General features: G+C 39.3%; 16 protein-coding genes. 15 read left to right on the top strand and 1 reads right to left on the bottom strand.

The window, feature by feature from the left end:
• Positions 1 to 2: 2 nt before the first annotated feature.
• From xseB to ACQKII_RS16915, 10 genes are all read left to right on the top strand, one after another.
• On the top strand, positions 3 to 236 hold the full coding sequence (gene xseB, locus ACQKII_RS16960; RefSeq protein WP_427461205.1) for an exodeoxyribonuclease VII small subunit: 234 nt from the start codon (positions 3 to 5) through the stop codon (positions 234 to 236).
• 3 nt (positions 237 to 239) lie between these two features.
• Positions 240 to 1,121 carry a polyprenyl synthetase family protein gene (locus tag ACQKII_RS16955; RefSeq protein WP_427461203.1) on the top strand — a complete coding sequence of 294 codons (882 nt, stop codon included), beginning with the start codon at positions 240 to 242 and terminating at the stop codon, positions 1,119 to 1,121.
• A gap of 164 nt (positions 1,122 to 1,285) precedes the next feature.
• Complete coding sequence (gene dxs / locus ACQKII_RS16950; protein ID WP_427461201.1) at positions 1,286 to 3,187, top strand: 1-deoxy-D-xylulose-5-phosphate synthase; 1,902 nt, start codon at positions 1,286 to 1,288, stop codon at positions 3,185 to 3,187.
• Positions 3,187 to 4,005, top strand: a complete 819-nt coding sequence (locus ACQKII_RS16945; RefSeq protein WP_427461199.1) for a TlyA family RNA methyltransferase — start codon at positions 3,187 to 3,189, stop codon at positions 4,003 to 4,005. The genes dxs and ACQKII_RS16945 overlap by 1 nt, the downstream gene beginning before the upstream one ends.
• Positions 4,006 to 4,105: 100 nt before the next feature.
• Positions 4,106 to 4,555 carry a transcriptional regulator AhrC/ArgR gene (ahrC, locus tag ACQKII_RS16940; RefSeq protein WP_427461197.1) on the top strand — a complete coding sequence of 150 codons (450 nt, stop codon included), beginning with the start codon at positions 4,106 to 4,108 and terminating at the stop codon, positions 4,553 to 4,555.
• Positions 4,556 to 4,720: 165 nt separating this feature from the next.
• The gene (gene recN / locus ACQKII_RS16935) at positions 4,721 to 6,412 is read left to right on the top strand and encodes a DNA repair protein RecN (RefSeq protein WP_427461195.1); all 1,692 of its coding nucleotides are present in this window, start codon (positions 4,721 to 4,723) and stop codon (positions 6,410 to 6,412) included.
• 133 nt (positions 6,413 to 6,545) lie between these two features.
• Positions 6,546 to 7,493, top strand: a complete 948-nt coding sequence (locus tag ACQKII_RS16930) for a SpoIVB peptidase S55 domain-containing protein (RefSeq protein WP_427461193.1) — start codon at positions 6,546 to 6,548, stop codon at positions 7,491 to 7,493.
• A 355-nt stretch (positions 7,494 to 7,848) separates the two neighbouring features.
• Positions 7,849 to 8,640 (top strand): sporulation transcription factor Spo0A, encoded by a 792-nt coding sequence (gene spo0A / locus ACQKII_RS16925; RefSeq protein ID WP_143995245.1) that lies wholly within the window; start codon positions 7,849 to 7,851, stop codon positions 8,638 to 8,640.
• 795 nt (positions 8,641 to 9,435) lie between these two features.
• Positions 9,436 to 11,007: a DUF342 domain-containing protein gene (locus tag ACQKII_RS16920; RefSeq protein ID WP_427461191.1), complete on the top strand. Its 1,572-nt coding sequence runs from the start codon at positions 9,436 to 9,438 to the stop codon at positions 11,005 to 11,007.
• Complete coding sequence (locus tag ACQKII_RS16915) at positions 11,000 to 11,728, top strand: glycerophosphodiester phosphodiesterase (protein ID WP_427461189.1); 729 nt, start codon at positions 11,000 to 11,002, stop codon at positions 11,726 to 11,728. Before ACQKII_RS16920 ends, ACQKII_RS16915 begins: the two co-directional genes overlap by 8 nt.
• Before the next feature lie 46 nt (positions 11,729 to 11,774).
• Here the strand turns inward: ACQKII_RS16915 and ACQKII_RS16910 are convergent, their stop codons facing one another.
• Complete coding sequence (locus ACQKII_RS16910; protein ID WP_010859733.1) at positions 11,775 to 12,011, bottom strand: DUF2627 family protein; 237 nt, start codon at positions 12,009 to 12,011, stop codon at positions 11,775 to 11,777.
• A gap of 308 nt (positions 12,012 to 12,319) precedes the next feature.
• Between ACQKII_RS16910 and ACQKII_RS16905 the strand changes: the two genes are divergently transcribed.
• From ACQKII_RS16905 to ACQKII_RS16885, 5 genes are all read left to right on the top strand, one after another.
• Positions 12,320 to 13,414 (top strand): Leu/Phe/Val dehydrogenase, encoded by a 1,095-nt coding sequence (locus tag ACQKII_RS16905; protein ID WP_427461187.1) that lies wholly within the window; start codon positions 12,320 to 12,322, stop codon positions 13,412 to 13,414.
• Positions 13,415 to 13,680: 266 nt separating this feature from the next.
• Positions 13,681 to 15,108: a dihydrolipoyl dehydrogenase gene (lpdA, locus tag ACQKII_RS16900; RefSeq protein ID WP_427461185.1), complete on the top strand. Its 1,428-nt coding sequence runs from the start codon at positions 13,681 to 13,683 to the stop codon at positions 15,106 to 15,108.
• Between the two features lie 75 nt (positions 15,109 to 15,183).
• On the top strand, positions 15,184 to 16,200 hold the full coding sequence (locus tag ACQKII_RS16895; RefSeq protein WP_427461183.1) for a thiamine pyrophosphate-dependent dehydrogenase E1 component subunit alpha: 1,017 nt from the start codon (positions 15,184 to 15,186) through the stop codon (positions 16,198 to 16,200).
• The gene (locus ACQKII_RS16890; protein WP_427461181.1) at positions 16,200 to 17,183 is read left to right on the top strand and encodes an alpha-ketoacid dehydrogenase subunit beta; all 984 of its coding nucleotides are present in this window, start codon (positions 16,200 to 16,202) and stop codon (positions 17,181 to 17,183) included. Before ACQKII_RS16895 ends, ACQKII_RS16890 begins: the two co-directional genes overlap by 1 nt.
• Positions 17,184 to 17,374: 191 nt before the next feature.
• On the top strand, positions 17,375 to 18,703 hold the full coding sequence (locus tag ACQKII_RS16885; protein ID WP_427461279.1) for a dihydrolipoamide acetyltransferase family protein: 1,329 nt from the start codon (positions 17,375 to 17,377) through the stop codon (positions 18,701 to 18,703).
• The last annotated feature ends 109 nt before the right edge of the window (positions 18,704 to 18,812 follow it).

Below are 18,812 nucleotides of genomic sequence, written 5' to 3'. Positions count from 1 at the left end.
ACGTGGTGAAGAAACAACAAACATTCGCGGAAGCAATGACGACACTTGAGGAAATTGTCCGTCAGTTAGAGCAAGGGGATGTACCATTAGAAAATGCGATTGATTTATATAAGCAAGGCATGGAGCTATCACAATTTTGCCATGGTAAGCTTCAGCATGCAGAAGAACAGTTAATTTCGATTGTCCAAGAGACAGGTGAAACGACAGCATTTGATCCGCTAAAGGGAGAGAACTAATCCATGAATGAGCAATTAAAACATTTTATTGAAAGCAATACACCACAAGTAGAAGCTGAAATGTTCGCACTTGTTGAAAAAATTGAGGCACCGGCCGATTTAAAGGAATCGATGCACTATTCATTAAAAGCAGGAGGCAAGCGCATTCGTCCACTTTTCGTATTAGCAGTATTAGAGCTGTTTGCAAAAGATAAAAAGAACGGACTCACTGTAGGTGCAGTTATTGAAATGATTCATACGTATTCATTGATTCACGATGACCTACCAAGTATGGATAATGACGATTTCCGTCGTGGTAAGCCGACGAATCATAAGGTATATGGTGAGGCACTTGCAACACTTGCAGGGGATGCATTAAATACATTAGCTTTCGGTATTTTAGCGCGCATGAATGTATCTGCGGAAAAACGAATTGAACTCGTGAATCTGTTAAGTGTAGCAGCTGGCGCAGAAGGCATGGTTGGTGGTCAGGTACTGGACATGGAAGGTGAGGAACGTCAGTTAAACCTAACAGAGTTAGAGCATGTCCATGTCAATAAAACAGGTGCATTATTACGATTTAGCATTGAATCAGGAGCAGTATTAGCTGATGTATCCCAAGAAGACCGTAATACTTTAAAGGAATATGCGCATCATATCGGCCTTGCTTTCCAAATCCAAGACGATATTTTAGATATTGTGGGAACAACAGAGGAACTAGGCAAAACAGCAGGTAAAGATATAGCAAGTGATAAAAGCACATATCCGGCATTGTTAACGTTAGATGGAGCAAAAGAGAAACTTGCTGAGCATTATCAACTTGCTATTACAGCACTAGAGAAATTACAAGTAAATGGTAGCTTATTACACGAGTTTGCAACGTATATTGTTCATCGTAAAAACTAAGAGAAAAACAAGACGTTAAAGGGAAAGAATATGCTAGAATAGGTGGGTACGTTTGCCAATGTGTAAACAATAAAGTGTTCGTACTTTTAGCATAATGATAACACTGTTATAATGGTGGAAACACGATTGCGGTGAATAATTTATTGAAAAGGTGTGTGAGAAAGGTGGATTTAAACAAGATCTCTAGTCCATCCTTTTTAAAAAACTTAAATAAGAAGGAACTTGAACAGCTTGCAAAAGAAATTCGTACCTTCTTAATCGAAAAATGTTCTGTCACAGGTGGTCATATCGGGCCAAATCTAGGCGTTGTGGAGCTTACAATCATGCTTCATAAAATGTTTGACAGTCCAAAAGATAAGTTTTTATGGGATGTTGGCCACCAAGCTTACGTGCATAAAATTTTGACAGGTCGCGCTAGTCAATTTGATACATTACGTCAGTTCAAAGGGCTTTGTGGATTTCCAAAGCTTGTGGAGAGTGAACATGATGAATGGGAAACAGGTCATAGCTCGACTTCATTGTCAGCAGCCATGGGTATGGCAGCAGCACGTGATATAAAAAACGAAAGAAACTTTGTTGTGCCTATTATTGGGGACGGTGCCTTAACAGGCGGTATGGCGCTTGAGGCCTTAAATCATATCGGCCACGCGAAAACAAACATGATTGTCATTTTAAATGATAATGAAATGTCAATTGCACCAAACGTTGGTGCCTTGCATAATGTACTTGGTCGTCTGCGTACGGCTAAAGAATATTCAAAAGCCAAAGAAGAATTAGAATCATTAATCAATAAAATCCCTGTTCTGGGTGGTAAGCTAGCTTCAACAGCGGAACGTTTAAAAGATAGCTTGAAATATTTAGTTGTATCAGGTGTATTCTTTGAAGAATTAGGCTTTAAATATTTAGGACCCATTGATGGACATGATTTTGAGTCACTTGAAACGACTTTATCGTATGCTAAAAAGGTAAAAGGCCCTGTCCTTGTACATGTTATTACGAAAAAGGGCAAAGGCTACAAACCAGCTGAGGATGATACGATTGGTAATTGGCATGGGACAGGTCCGTATAAAATGGAGACTGGCGCATTTGTCAAATCAGAGACAAAAGGCCCTGCCTGGAGTAGTTTAATCGCTGAGACAGTTCGTAAAGTATCACATGAAGATGAGCGTATTGTAACGATCACTCCTGCAATGCCAGTTGGTTCAAAATTACAAGGTATTCAGCAAGATTTCCCTAAACGCTTCTTTGATGTAGGGATAGCTGAGCAACATGCTGCAACGATGGCGGCAGGTCTTGCGACACAAAAAATGAAGCCTTTTTTAGCTATTTACTCAACGTTTTTACAACGTGCTTACGATCAGGTCCTCCATGATATTGCACGCCCAAATTTAAATGTCTTTATCGGTATTGATCGAGCTGGCCTAGTTGGTGCAGATGGTGAAACACATCAAGGTGTATTTGATATAGCGTTCCTACGCCATATGCCAAATATGACCATTATGATGCCAAAGGATGAAAATGAAGGGCAGCATATGGTGAAAACGGCTATCGATTACGATGGTGGACCGATTGCGCTTCGCTATCCACGTGGAAATGGCTTAGGTGTGCCGATGGATGATGAACTAATGAGTTTACCAATTGGCAGCTGGGAAGTACTACGAGAAGGAAAGCATGCGGCTATTTTAACATTTGGCACGACGATTCCAATGGCGATGGAAGCGGCAAATAGTTTAGCGCAACAAGGTATAGAGGTAGAAGTGGTTAATGCACGATTTATTAAACCAATGGATGAAGATATGCTTCATCGTATATTAACGAATCACATGCCAGTGCTTACGATTGAAGAGGCGGTATTACAAGGTGGTTTTGGTAGTGGTGTTCTCGAATTTGCGCATGACCATGGCTATTTAAATGCACTTATCGATCGTATGGGTATTCCAGACCAATTTATCGAGCATGGAAATGTAGACCAATTGCTCGCGGAAATTCATATGACAGCAGAAGATACAGTAGCACGTATGCATGTGTTACTACAACAAAAACAGCAAGTAGGTTTGAATAAATAATGACAAAACAACCGAAAGAACGTGTAGACATTTTACTTGTAGAGCGTGGACTATGTGAAACACGAGAAAAGGCGAAACGCTCTATTATGGCGGGACTTGTCTTTTCTAATGAAATTCGCATTGATAAGGCAGGCGAAAAAATTGCGATTGATGCACCGCTACAAGTAAAAGGCTCTGATTTAAAATATGTCAGCCGTGGTGGCTTGAAACTAGAAAAAGCGCTTCAAATTTTTGATATGTCTGTAGAAGGTAAGCTGATGCTCGACATCGGCTCTTCTACAGGTGGCTTTACAGATTGTGCCTTGCAAAATGGCGCAAGACATTGTTATGCACTTGATGTTGGCTCGAATCAGCTGGCATGGAAAATTCGATCTGATGAACGTGTAACTGTTATGGAAAAAACAAATTTCCGCTATACGACGGCAGCTGATTTAACACAAGGATTGCCGGAATTTGCCACAATAGATGTCAGCTTTATTTCATTATCGTTAATTTTACCGGTTTTAAAAACGGTATTGATACCAGGTGGGGATGTAATGGCTCTCGTGAAGCCCCAGTTTGAAGCGGGAAAAGAAAATGTAGGCAAAAAAGGTATTGTTCGTGATAAAAAGGTACACCTTGAAGTCTTAGAAAAGACTGCTAAAATGGCAACTCAGGTTGGTTTTGTTGTCAAGAATGCATCTTTCTCCCCAATTACAGGTGGCGAAGGTAATATTGAATTTTTATTCCATTTAGTGAATCCAGTTGACGCAGAAGAAATTTCTGCATATACAGCTTTTAATACACTCGTTGAAGAAGCGCATAGTGCACTAAAATAACACGTGCTCGTTAGTAGAGCCGTGTTTTTTCTTGTGCTTTTATGTTTTAGATGGTAGTGTAAATATACAAATACTTAATTATTTATAAGAGGTGAAGGATATGAATAAAGGCCAAAGACATATACGAATTCGGGATATTATCGCCAATCATGAGATTGAAACACAAGATGATTTAGTCGATTTTTTAAAGGATGCAGGCTATAATGTGACACAAGCAACAGTATCACGAGATATAAAAGAACTACACCTTGTAAAGGTACCATTGCAAGATGGACGTTATAAATATAGCTTACCCGCAGACCAACGATTCAATCCTGTACAAAAATTACACCGTGCATTAGCAGATGCTTTTATTAGTATTGATGGCGCTTCTCATTTTTTAGTCATGAAGGCACTTCCTGGTAATGCCAATGCCATTGCGTCGCTTCTTGACTACTTAGATTGGCCAGAAATTTTAGGAACTATTTCTGGTGACGATACGATTTTAATCATTTGTCGTGACGAAAATGAGCGTGAAAATACAAAAAATCGCTTGTTAGAAATGCTATAAAGTGCAACTTTAATCGCTGGTACCTTGATTATTAGTTGAACGAATCGGGACTAATCGGTACTTGATTTTCCATTTTCTTCGTTTTGAAATGGAAGACTTAGTACTTGCACCAGGTTGAAACGGTTAAAAACTAACAGGGTGAATTTGATACAGAGGTGACATTTTGTGTTAAGAGAGCTTAGTATTCGAAATTTTGCCATCATTGAGGATCTAACAGTCAGTTTTTCAGATGGTTTAACGGTGTTAACAGGGGAAACAGGAGCAGGGAAATCGATTATTATTGATGCAGTGCATTTACTTGCCGGAGGTAGGGGAAATTCAGAATTCATTCGCCATGGTGCTAAAAAAGCAGAGTTAGGTGGATTATTCCAAATTTCTAGTTCTGTACACCCTGTATACAAAAAATTAGAAGAAGCAGGTATTGAAATAGAAGAAGATACCATCATATTGCGCCGTGATTTAAATGATACTGGAAAAAGTATCTGTCGAGTGAATGGCAAGCTTGTTCCATTATCCGTATTACGTGATGTAGGTGCGAGTCTTATTGACATTCATGGACAGCATGAAAACCAAGAATTAATGGATGAAAAACAACATATTCATTTACTCGATCAATTTGCGGAGGAACAGCTTACACCGATTCAAAATATGTACAGTGAGCAATATGATGAATATCGTGCCTTGAAAAAAGAATTGGCATCAATTTCTATTGATGAGCAGTTAATGGCACAACGTATTGATTTATACCAGTTTCAAATGAAAGAGCTAGAGGATGCAAATTTAAAGTTGGGTGAGGAAGACGAGCTTCTAGATGAGCGTCGCCGTCTGATGAATTTCAATAAAATTTTCGAACGATCTAGTGCGGCCTATGAAGCGATCCAAGGTGAAACCAAAGGCCTGGATTGGATTGGCAATGCCATGGGCGCATTAGAGGACGCTGCAACAATTGATGAACAATTCAAAGAGGCTTCTGATGCTGTTACAACAGCATTTTATGCTTTGCAGGATGCAGCCTATCAGGTGAAAAATGTACTAGATGAGCTAGAATTTGATCCAGCCCGATTAAACGAGGTTGAACAACGGCTTGCACATATACAAAACATGAAGCGCAAATATGGGGCAACTGTTAAAGATATTTTAACCTATTATGAAAAAATTAAAACAGAGTTAAACGAGTTATTAAATCGTGACGAAATTTTACAGGTGAAAGAACGGAAAGTTCATGAAATGGAAGAAGTTTTAAATGATTTTGCAGCCGAACTTTCAAATGTACGTAAAGTAGCTGCACATGAATTAAGTGAAGCGATTATGGCTGAGCTGCGTGAATTACATATGGAAAAAGCAAAGTTTATCGTGAATTTTGATACACTACCTTATTTTGATGCACAAGGTAAAGATCAAGTCATATTTTATATTTCAACAAATGTAGGCGAGCCACCGAAATCTTTACCGAAAATTGCCTCTGGTGGAGAATTATCACGAATGATGCTAGCGTTAAAAACCATTTTCTCTTCATCTAATGGTGTAACGTCCATTATTTTTGATGAGGTTGATACAGGTGTGAGCGGTCGAGTGGCACAAGCAATTGCTGAAAAAATTGCTGCTATTTCCATTAATTCACAAGTTTTATGTATTTCACATTTACCACAAGTGGCTGCAATGGCAGATCATCATTATTTTATAAAAAAAGAAGTCGAGCATGATCGTACATTTACGTCATTGGCAGAAATAGATACCCATGCTCGCATTGAAGAAGTGAGTCGCATGATGTCAGGTGCGGAAATTACAGACTTAACTTTACAGCATGCAACAGAGCTTTTAAATATGGCTGATGAGCGAAAAAAACAAATGCGCTAATATGATTTTAAAAATATCCAGAAACAATTTCAATTTGTTTCTGGGTTTTTTTCAATTTGCGCAAATATTTACCGCTTATAAGAATGACACAAAAACACATAGTAACAAGACTAAAATGAAAAGGAGGTGTCGTATGAATTGTCGTTGGCGTCAATTTGTCATTTTGCCTATGCTCATCGTGTTCTTATGTTTGCCTATTCAAGCTTTTGCGGCCAAAAAGCTTATTCCGATGGGCGAAGCAATTGGGATTCAGCTTCAGTTATCGCATGTATTTGTTGCTCATGATGTGTTGTTAGCTTCCAATCAGTGGATGAAAGGCGGTGCTGTCATTGAAAAAATAAATGATACCACTGTAAAAACACTTGATGATGCCAAACAAGCTATTGCGCAACAGGGACAACAGACATGGACGATGAAAAGTGAAGGAAAACAAGTAACTGTTAAATTAAAGGAACAGGAAGCAGAACATGTCATTTCTTTTCTGAAAGATGAAACAGATGGAGTAGGGACATTGACATACATTGATCCAGAGACACAAAATTACGGTGCATTAGGTCATCAAATTGTTGATTCAACCTTACAAGAAGCCCCTGTCTTTCGAGCCGGCTCCATTTTTTTAGCTTCCATCCAACAAATCCGTAAAAGCACACCTGGGCAACCAGGCTATAAAATTTCTTCCATTGAAAAACACCAAGAGCGACTAGGTAGCATTGATAAAAATACAGTTTATGGTATCTTTGGTCGTTGGGAAGACGGTTATCAACAAAGATTGCCAAAAGCAATTGAAATTATGCATGAAAAAGATATAAAAACGGGGAAAGCTGAAATCTATACGGCAATTGAGGGCAGCAAGGTGGAAACATTTACAATTGAAATCACAAAGGTTGAAAATGGACGTCTTGAATTTTTAATATCTGACCAAAAGCTCATTGAAAAAACAGGTGGCATTCTACAGGGAATGAGCGGCAGCCCAATTATTCAAGACGGTCGTTTTGTCGGTGCAGTAACGCATATGTTTGTGGAAGAGCCTAAAAAAGGGGCAGCAATTACAGTAGCAGAAATGTTGAAAAAATCCTCATGATTAAATAACGGGGCTGCCATTGGTAGCTCCGTTCTCTATAGTTTATGCAATATATTATCTCGTTCACCAAGAATTTCATACCAAATGAAGAAGGATTTATCGATACTTAAAAAAAAGGGTAGTTTTATATGGTATTTTTCACTAAAATAGACATAACGAACGCTTATTTTTCCCTGGGAAATATCGTAAATTGTCGATATAAAAAGAAAGTATCGGACTACATACTCATTTTTGGAAATAGAAAAGGTTTTTAACACAAAAATGTCGAAAATTCCACAGTGTGTCAAAAAGGCATAAGGGGTAAAAGGTTAAACGCTTTGATGATTCAAGGCGAAGTCCAGAAGGAGGAATTGAAATGACAAAAGTAAAAGTGGCGATAGCAGATGATAATCGTGAGTTATTAAAAACAATGGAGCACTATTTTCAAGGACATCCGGAGATTGAAATAATTGCAACTGCTTCAAACGGGAAAATTTGTCTTCAAATGCTTGAAGAGTTTACACCAGATATTTTATTATTAGATATTATCATGCCTCATCTTGATGGGTTAGCGGTATTAGAGGCAATGTATCAAAATGAACGTATGTCATCTATTCAAGTAATTATGTTAACTGCATTTGGACAAGAGGATGTTATGAAACAAGCAGTAGATTTAGGGGCCTCTTATTTTATGCTAAAGCCATTTGAGTTCGATCAGTTGGTTCAGAAGATCTTGCATTGTGCAGGTCAAAAGGCGACATTACCGAAAAAGACAAGTGTTTTACAACAAGCAGCTCCTCAGAAATTAAATCAACATCAATTAGATAGTACGATTACAGCCATCATTAAAGAAATCGGTGTTCCTGCCCATATTAAAGGTTACTCTTATTTACGAGAAGCGATTCAAATGGTGTATGAAGATATCGAGTTATTAGGTTCTGTGACGAAAATTCTTTATCCAGAAATCGCGAAAAAGTTCAATACAACACCATCACGTGTAGAACGTGCCATTCGTCATGCCATTGAAGTTGCCTGGAATCGTGGTAATTATGAATCCATTTCGTCAATGTTCGGTTATACGGTCCATCATTTAAAGTCGAAACCGACAAATAGTGAATTCATCGCCATGATTGCGGACAAGATTCGCATCGATATGATGGCAAGCTAAGGGCTGTACACAGCGATTGGCCAACGGATGGCTAGCGGAGAATAGCAGTGAACTTATTTTATGTATTATTTATATAACGGAATATTTAACGCCTTATTAAGCAGTTTATGCCGACTGTTTAGGAGGCGTATTTTTTATGTTTTAAACCCGTTTTTAGTAGAATAGAGCGTTATGTGCTCGATTGTTCAGCGAAAGGTCTATCGAAAAAAACACAAAGTTCATATGAACAGACATTAAAACTCTTTGCACGTTACTTAGTAAATTGGTTCAACATTGACGTTTTTTTAAGACGTAGCGACGGAGCATGATCGCTCTTATATCTGTTCGATAAGATTCAGGCTTTATTCAATTTTTAAATCTGTAATTTTCATAATCAGTACATAACTTTTTATACTAAATTTTCACTCTATTTAACACCATACATTAATGCTAAAATATAACATGGAACCTGTATAAACAGGCGTATTTTTTGTCGTTTAGTAGACAAGACCTATTACCTGATAGAAGTAATGGGGAGTAGGACATTCCTATTGGTTAATTTGAAAGAAAAGAAATGTAGATAGCCTGTTCTTTTTGGGGGGGATTTTATACAATTATGATAGGTTCAACTTTTTAAAGAGTAAAGTGTGCTTTTTTATAGTATAAATCGGCTATTGCTGAAAACAAAAGTGCTTGGATGGTCAGAGAGGATTACTGATAAAGTATGGGTATTTTCTTTGTGAGTAGTGACAATTGTCTCTAAACAAATGTAAATAGATTGTATATACTTACAGATAGAGGGAAGGAGGAGGTAGCGTGATTCTAGTTCGAAATGATAACTTCGAAATATCGGAAGAAAACGGAAAGGTATTTATGCTTACATACAGTGCCGGTTTTCCATTAAAAGAATTTGATAGCATCTTACGTAGTCAACCAAGACTAAAGCTGTCTAATTTTTCTATATTGAAAACTGTATTAGCGACAGAAAGCACAAGTCCAGTTGAAATTGGACGCTGGCTTCCAAATGTAGAAGCTGAAATTGCACGAGATAAAATGTCTGCCTCTATATTTATATATGAAACAACGGACTACATTCATAAGAATAAAGACAAACTAAATCAACAAATTCTCGATACACTAGCGAATGAAGGAATTACACATGGAATTTTAGATTTTGATATTACTAAGGTTGAGCCGGGGAAAGCATTTTTAATTGCTCAAGGAATGCCACCCGTTGCAGGATCGGATGCACAAATTACATATTTACCAAAACCAGAGAGAAAACCCGTTATTCTTGACGATGGGAAAGCCGATTACTATGATATGAACTTTATATCAGAAATCTCCGAAGGTTCTTGGCTAGGCGAGAAAATTCCTGCAACCTTAGGTAAGGCAGGCCAAAATGTATGTGGTCAAATGCTGGCAGCACCACCAGGTCGTGATTTCCCCATTCGCTATGACAAAAAGTCCGCGTATGAAGTGGAGGAAGATGGGAAAACTGTCATTCGTTCGAAAATAGCTGGCGTTTTGGACGATGTCAAAGGCATGATAGGTGTCAATCGACATTTACCGATACATGGAGATGTTGGTATTGAAACAGGGAATCTGGAATTTAATGGTTCGTTAAGCATTAAAGGGACAGTTACAAGCGGATATACAGTTATTGCGACAGGTGATATATCGATTGAAGGAGCAGAAGGCGTAAGTGGCGCAAAACTCATCAAATCCATTGAGGGTGATGTGTTTATTCGGGGCGGCATTTTTGGACTTGGCTCAACGCTTGTGGAAGCGGGCGGCAACATTTTCGTAAAACATGTAAATGAAGCCAATTTAGAAGCTGCTGATAGTATTCATATAGGCTTTTATTCGCTGGGCTCTCAACTTACTGCACATTCTATTTTTGTAGATGAACGAAAGGGTAAAATCATAGGTGGTCGAGCTGTTGCGAAAAGTGCTATTGTAACCGCTATTTCTGGAAATCGATTAGAACGTCGAACAGATTTAATCATTGAAAGTGTCAATAAACAGGAGAGCTATTCATTGATGCAAGAGAAGGCAACTCTACTCAAACAACTGCAATCTGAAATTTCTAGTTATGAAGCGAAGATTAAAAGCTTATTACCAATCCTCAATCAAATGACTACGCAACAAATTGCGACTTTTGAGCAGACCAAGCAGAGCTTATCAAAACTGAAGGCTGATGCAGTGTCGGTAGACCGTGAAATTAAGTTAATGATGGATGAAATGCGCCATGCTGGAAAAGAAGAAATTATCGTGACAAAGGAAGCATATCCAGGTACGTATATTCAAATTGGCAAAAAATCGTCATTATTAACGAAAATGACAAATGGTAAGTTTATACTTGAATTTGGTGAATTAAATGTATAACGAATTATACGTCCCTGTTTTTGCACATCGGGGAGCTTCGGCGTATGCACTTGAGAATAGTTTCAAAGCTTTTGAAAAAGCGCTTGAGCTTGGAGCTGATGGTATTGAGATAGACATTCAACTGTCAAAAGAGGGGATTCCGGTCGTGTATCATGATCCACAATTATCAAGACTCGTTGGCATCAAAAAGCGTGTGAATGAATGTACGATAGACGAACTACAGCGTTTTAAACTTGGAAAGCCGTGGAGACGACTATTTTCATCGTATAAAATTCCAGTATTTGATGCAGTTTTAGCGTGGGCAAATACGCACCAATTCCCACTTAATATCGAATTAAAATCCACCATCCTTGACAATAGAGGTGCCCTTGTCCAAATGCTTCAAGGACTAATAATACCTAAAGGCAGCCATTTTTCATCGTTTCACTATGAGCTTTTAGAAATTGTGAAACAGCATATGCCACAATATGAGACAGCACTTATTACAACCAAAAAATTGAAATGGGATTTGTTAGATGCTTACCAAGCAATTGATAGCGTCCATATGCATAAAAAATATTATAAGCCCCGCTACTTAGAGGCATGTGTAGCAAGCGCTAAAGTATGTCGCTTTTATGCTATTGATGGAAATGAAAAATTTTTGACGAATCCGCATCCATCTGTAATCGGTTGGATTACAGATTTTCCTGATAAGGTAATCTCAATGCAGCAACGTCAATAAAAATAGCTATCCAATAAGTCAACATGACTTATTTGGATAGCTATTTTTATTTTTTTTGGAAGCGCGGAGCCACTTTTCCTTTTTTTCGATCGCGGTGAAGTAAAAAGCCTGCGAAAAAGCCAAAGCCGACAACAAAGAAAATGATGCCAACAACAAATTGTAGCCATAAAAATGGGAAAGGTGAGATGAGCTTACCGAATAATGTATCACGCATAAATTTAATGCCACCCGCAGCCATCAGACCTGGAATAAGCATTACAATGAATGCAGCAAAACGAGCCATGCATATCCCTCCTCATACCTAGTTTAATTGTACCTGTGGATGATGGAATGTCAAGAAAGCCTATGTACCAGTCATAGTTTGCGAGCACGGGAATGCATGTATAGAAAATTAGTAATAGGAACTGAATTTTTAGAAAATTCTTTCTTAATCGAGAAAGTGTAATAATAGTTGCGAAATTGTGAAATTGTCAGTATTGTAAAATTAAATGGAACAATATTATCCATTACAAAATAGTTTTATCACTATTTATAACTTGATTGGAATGGGCATTTGGGGATGCACTTTTCAAAGCAAAGGGGCGAGTATTCATGGAAATCTTCAAGTATATGGAAAAGTATGATTATGAACAATTGGTATTTTGCCAAGATGAAGCATCAGGGTTAAAAGCGATTATCGCTATCCATGACACAACACTTGGACCAGCACTAGGCGGAGCACGTATGTGGACTTACGCAACAGAAGAAAATGCGATTGAAGATGCATTGCGCTTGGCACGCGGAATGACATATAAAAACGCAGCTGCTGGTCTAAACCTTGGCGGTGGAAAAACGGTCATTATCGGTGATCCATTTACAGATAAAAATGAAGAAATGTTTCGTGCATTAGGACGATTCATTCAAGGACTTAACGGTCGCTATATTACGGCAGAAGATGTTGGTACTACAGTAACAGATATGGATTTAATTCATGAGGAGACAAATTATGTAACAGGGATTTCTCCAGCATTTGGATCATCAGGAAATCCATCGCCAGTAACTGCTTATGGTGTGTATCGTGGCATGAAGGCAGCTGCAAATGAAGCCTTTGGTTCGGAAATGCTAGATGGTCGTACAATTGCTGTACAGGGGCTAGGGAATGTAGCATACAAGCTTTGCGAGTATTTACATAATGAAGGAGCAAAACTTGTTGTAACAGATATTAACCAAGCAGCCATCGACCGTGTTGTGAATGACTTTGGTGCAACAGCAGTAGCGCCAGAGGAAATCTACGCACAAGACGTTGATATTTTCTCACCATGTGCACTTGGCGCAATTTTAAATGATGATACGATTCCACAGTTAAAAGCGAAGGTTATTGCTGGCTCTGCAAACAACCAGTTACAAGACTCTCGCCACGGAGATTACTTACATGAACTAGGTATTGTGTATGCACCTGATTATGTTATTAACGCAGGTGGAGTAATCAACGTTGCTGATGAATTATACGGTTATAATCGTGAACGTGCGATGAAGCGTGTAGATGGTATTTATGACAGCATTGAAAGAATCTTTGCCATTTCCAAACGTGATGGTGTACCAACATATGTTGCAGCCAATCGCTTAGCAGAAGAACGTATTGCGCGTGTAGCTAAGTCTCGTAGCCAATTTTTAAAAAATGAAAAAAATATATTGCACGGTCGTTAATAATCGTCTAATAGCTAAGAGAAGTCGCTTTGTCGACTTCTTCTATTATATAAAGAATAAAAAATATCAGCTTTAAATGATGTCTGGGCTAAAGAGCCATCCTTTCTCAAGTGAAGTGAATACTTACTATCACGTTGGTTTCTCTGACTAGGACGATTGTACAAAACCTTGTTGTACGTTTTCTAATTGAGTAATTTTCACAACTAGGTCAGCACTTGTCTTGGGTAGGGGATGCATTAGCACTTTCTCATAAGGAGGAATAACGAATGGCTCAAAATTATGATGTTGTCATTTTAGGCGGAGGTACAGGTGGCTATGTTGCTGCAATTCGTGCGGCACAACTAGGCTTGAAAACAGCCATTGTTGAACGAGAGCGACTTGGAGGCACATGCTTGCATAAAGGCTGTATTCCTAGTAAAGCGTTACTTCGCAGTGCTGAAGTATACCGTATGGCCAATAAAACAGCAAGTGAATTTGGTGTAGGCATTGAAGGCGTTACATTGCAATTTGATAAGGTGCAAGCAAGAAAGCAAGCCATCGTTGAGCAATTAAGTCAAGGTGTGAATACACTGATGAAAAAAGGGAAAATCGATGTGTATGAGGGAACAGGACGAATTTTAGGACCGTCCATTTTCTCGCCAATGCCAGGTACCATTTCGGTAGAGATGAACAATGGCGAAGAAAATGAAATGCTTGTGCCGGCAAATGTTGTGATCGCAACCGGGTCTAAACCTAGAGGTATGGCTGGCCTAACTGTTGATGGAAATCATGTCCTGAACTCGGATCATGCGTTGCAAATGGAGCAATTACCAAAGTCATTATTAATTGTTGGTGGCGGTGTTATTGGTATAGAGTGGGCATCGATGCTTTGTGATTTTGGTGTTTATGTAACGGTTATTGAATATGGGTCATCGATTTTACCTGCGGAAGACGCAGATATCGTCAAAGAAGTAACGAAGCAACTTGAAAAAAGAGGCGTCCGCATAGTGACGAATGCTAGGCTAGATCCAGCAACCTTTAAAATTGAAAATGATAACGTTTTCATTTCGGCAAACCTGAATGACAAAGAAGAGTTATTTGAGGCAGATAAATTATTGCTTTGCGTAGGTCGTGAAGCAAATACACAAGGTATTGGTATAGAGAATACAGAAATTGAAATTGAAAATGGTTTTATCCTAGTACGAGATACTTACCAAACTAAAGAATCACATATGTATGCGATAGGGGATGTTATCGGCGGCTTGCAATTGGCGCATGTGGCTTCCCATGAAGGATTATCTGCTATTGAACACATTGCAACAGGGATAACAGAAGCACTTGATGATCTTAAGGTACCAAAATGTGTCTATTCTTATCCAGAAGTTGCAAGTATTGGCTTAACAGAAAGTGCTGCCCGCGAGCAGGGTTATGCGTTAAAGGTCGGTAAGTTTCCATTTAAGGCAATCGGAAAGGCACTTGTTAATGGCGAAACAGATGGCTTTGTAAAAATTGTGGCTGATGAACAGTCAAATGATATTTTGGGTATTCATATGGTAGGACCGCACGTGACAGATTTAATCGGAGAGGCATCTCTTGCTAAATTACTCGACGCGACGCCGTGGGAAATTAGTCAAGCTATACATCCACATCCATCACTGAATGAGGTGTTGGTGGAGTCTGCATTAGCAGTCGATGATCGTGCAATTCACTTTTAAAAGTTTAGACTAAAGCGCAATTTATGTGGGGGTTTAAAGCGCTATAGCATTTTTTTACACGAGAGGGGTGTTCGTATGCAAGATGTTCAAATAAAACATGAAGATTTAGGTTTATCAAATGAAGATGTACTTGCAATGTTCGAAACAATGTTAATGGCTAGAAGACTAGATGAACGTATGTGGTTGTTAAATCGTTCTGGTAAAATTCCGTTTGTTATCTCTTGTCAGGGACAGGAGGCAGCACAAGTAGGGGCAGCCTTTGCCCTAGATAAGGATAAAGATTATATTGCACCATATTATCGAGATATGGGCGTTGTGTTACATTTCGGCATGACACCAAAAGAGTTAATGTTGTCCGCCTTTGCTAAGGCAGAGGATCCAAACTCAGGTGGTCGCCAAATGCCTGGACATTTTGGGCAGAAGAAAAATCGTATATTGACGGGGTCCTCACCTGTTACAACGCAAGTCCCGCATGCAGTGGGCGTTACGCTTGCAGGACGTTTACAAAATGAGGATTTCATTTCCTTTGTTACCTTAGGTGAAGGATCGTCTAACCAAGGGGATTTCCATGAAGGTGCCAACTTCGCAGGTGTGCATAAGCTTCCGGTTATTATTATGGTAGAAAATAATCAATACGCACTCTCTGTACCGGTAGAGCGTCAGTTAGGCTGTGCAAAAGTATCTGATCGCGGCATTGGCTATGGTATGCCAGGTGTGACTGTCGACGGTAAATGTCCATTGCAAGTATACAAAGTTATTAAAGAGGCTGCCGATCGTGCACGTAGCGGTGGCGGTCCAAGTTTAATTGAAACAGTGACTTTCCGTTTAACCGCACATTCTTCAGATGATGATGATCGTCAATATCGAACGGCTGAAGATATTGCAGAAGGAAAGGCTAAGGACCCTATTGTATTATTTGAAAAGTACTTACAAGATGTGGGTGTTATGACAGAAACGCTTCGTACTGAAATAGAGGAGCGTATCATGGCAGAGGTGAATGAAGCGACGGATTATGCCGAAGCTGCACCATATGCTAAGCCAGAAGAGGCCTTGAAATACGTATATGCACCAGTGGACGGAGGTGACGTGTAATGGCAGTAATGTCTTATATTGATGCGATTACATTAGCAATGAAGGAAGAGATGGAACGTGATGAGCGTGTTTTCATTTTAGGAGAGGACGTTGGTCGTAAAGGCGGCGTTTTCAAAGCAACAACTGGTCTTTACGAGCAATTTGGTGAGTATCGAGTACTTGATACACCGCTCGCAGAAAGTGCGATTGCAGGAGTTGGGATTGGCGCAGCGATGTATGGCATGCGCCCCATTGCAGAAATGCAATTTGCCGACTTTATCATGCCTGCTGTTAACCAAATTGTGTCGGAGGCAGCGAAAATTCGTTATCGCTCGAACAATGACTGGACTTGTCCAATTGTAGTACGTGCACCATTTGGTGGTGGAATACATGGAGCGCTCTATCATTCGCAATCAGTAGAATCACTTTTTGCAGGCACTCCAGGTTTGAAGATTGTCATTCCATCAACACCTTATGATGCCAAGGGCTTATTAAAAGCAGCCATTCGTGACGAAGATCCTGTATTATTTTTCGAACATAAGCGTGCGTATCGACTAATTAAAGGTGAAGTTCCATTAGATGACTATACTCTCCCAATAGGTAAAGCAGATGTTAAGCGCGAAGGTGACGATGTTACGGTTATTACGTATGGGCTAGCTGTTCATTTTGCGTTACAAGCGGCAGAAAGATTAGCAGCAGATGGTATTTCTGCGCATATTCTTGATTTACGTACGGTATATCCACTAGATAAAGAAGCTATCATTGAAGCAGCTAGTAAAACAGGTAAAGTATTACTAGTCACTGAGGATAATAAAGAGGGTAGTATTATGAGTGAGGTTGCAGCGATTATAGCAGAGCATTGCTTATTTGATCTTGATGCGCCAATCCAAAGGTTAGCAGGTCCGGATGTACCTGCGATGCCATATGCACCTACGATGGAAAAGTTTTTCATGATTAATCCTGAAAAAGTAGAAAAAGCGATGCGAGAGCTAGCTGCATTTTAACTATATTCAGTAGAGTAGTCTTACACCTCAATAGATGATGAGATGAATAAACACTATTCAGTGTGCGTAAGGGGCGTTTACTGAAAAGGTGTAAGCCTTTGGCGGATGTTATGAATTTTGAATTGTATTCTGTACAATTTTAAATTTGGACTAGAAAGACACCGAGGCGTAATTGATGGGAGGAATAGATGATGGCGATTCAAAATATTACAATGCCACAGCTTGGTGAAAGTGTGACAGAGGGCACGATTGAAAAATGGCTCGTCCAACCAGGCGATAAGGTAAAAAAATATGATCCATTAGCAGAAGTTGCATCCGATAAAGTAAATGCAGAAATCCCATCTTCCTTTGAAGGGGTTATAACGGAGCTGCTTGCAGAAGAAGGGAAAACTTTACCTGTTGGGGCGGTTGTTTGTTCGATTGAAATAGCGGGTGACAGTGAGTTACCTCCGCCACCGCCTGCGAAAAAATCAGCAGTAAGCACTGCGATTTTAAATGCAGGTGTACAAAAAAAACAAGAGTCGCCTAAGGCAACTACAGCGACTATAACTGCCGAAAAACCAATACGACAAGATAAAGTTCGCTATTCACCAGCCGTACTCAGACTTGCACAGGAGCATGATATTGCACTGGAGCACGTGACAGGAACTGGTGAGGGAGGACGTATTACAAGAAAAGATCTTCAACAATTGATTGATGCTGGAAATGTGCCAACGAAAGAGGCAACGCCTTCTGAGCCAGCACCGGCTGCTACTGTTGCTCAGCCATCTTCATCAGCACTACAGGAAAAACCAGCCGTAGCACAGGCTATTCAAGCCGGGGATATTGAAATCCCAGTAACGAAGGTGCGCCGTGCCATCGCAAATAATATGGTACGTAGTGCGCAAGAAGTGCCACATGCATGGATGATGATGGAAGTTGATGTCACAGATTTAGTCACTTACCGAGATAGCATTAAGACAGAATTTAAGCAAAAAGAAGGCTTTAATATTACGTACTTTGCTTTCTTTGTCAAAGCTGTTGCACAGGCTTTAAAGGAATTCCCAATGATGAATTCCATGTGGGCAGATGACAAAATTATTCAAAAACATGATATTAATATTTCCATAGCAGTTGCAACAGATGATGCATTATTTGTCCCTGTTATAAAACACGCAGACGAAAAATCAATTAAAGGGATTGCGAGAGATATTCATGAACTTGCTTCGAAAGTTCGTACAGGAAAACTAGCAATGGACGATATAAAAGGCGGCACATTTACAGTTAATAATACAGGTGCTTTCGGTTCTGTACAGTCAATGGGTATTATTAATTATCCGCAGGCAGCAATCCTACAAGTGGAAAGTATTGTTAAAAAACCGGTCTTCTTACCGGGTGGTATGTTTGCAGCACGTGATATTGTGAATTTATGTTTATCTTTAGATCATCGTGTTTTAGATGGATTAGTTTGTGGTAAATTCCTAAATAGAGTAAAGGAAATACTCGAAAATACAAATTTATCCTCAACGTCAGTCTACTGACGACTTGTCGGAAACCTGTTGTATAACGGTTTCCGATTTTTTTTTGCTTTTCGAGTCGCAATTTGTCATGTAGAATAACAAATAGAAACTACTAAGGGGGGAAGCTGAT

The organism is Lysinibacillus sp. NPDC048646, from assembly GCF_050272295.1.
GTDB lineage: Bacteria > Bacillota > Bacilli > Bacillales_A > Planococcaceae > Lysinibacillus.
Note: the sequence above shows the minus strand (reverse complement) of the source record. Positions and strands in the feature narration are given on the sequence as shown.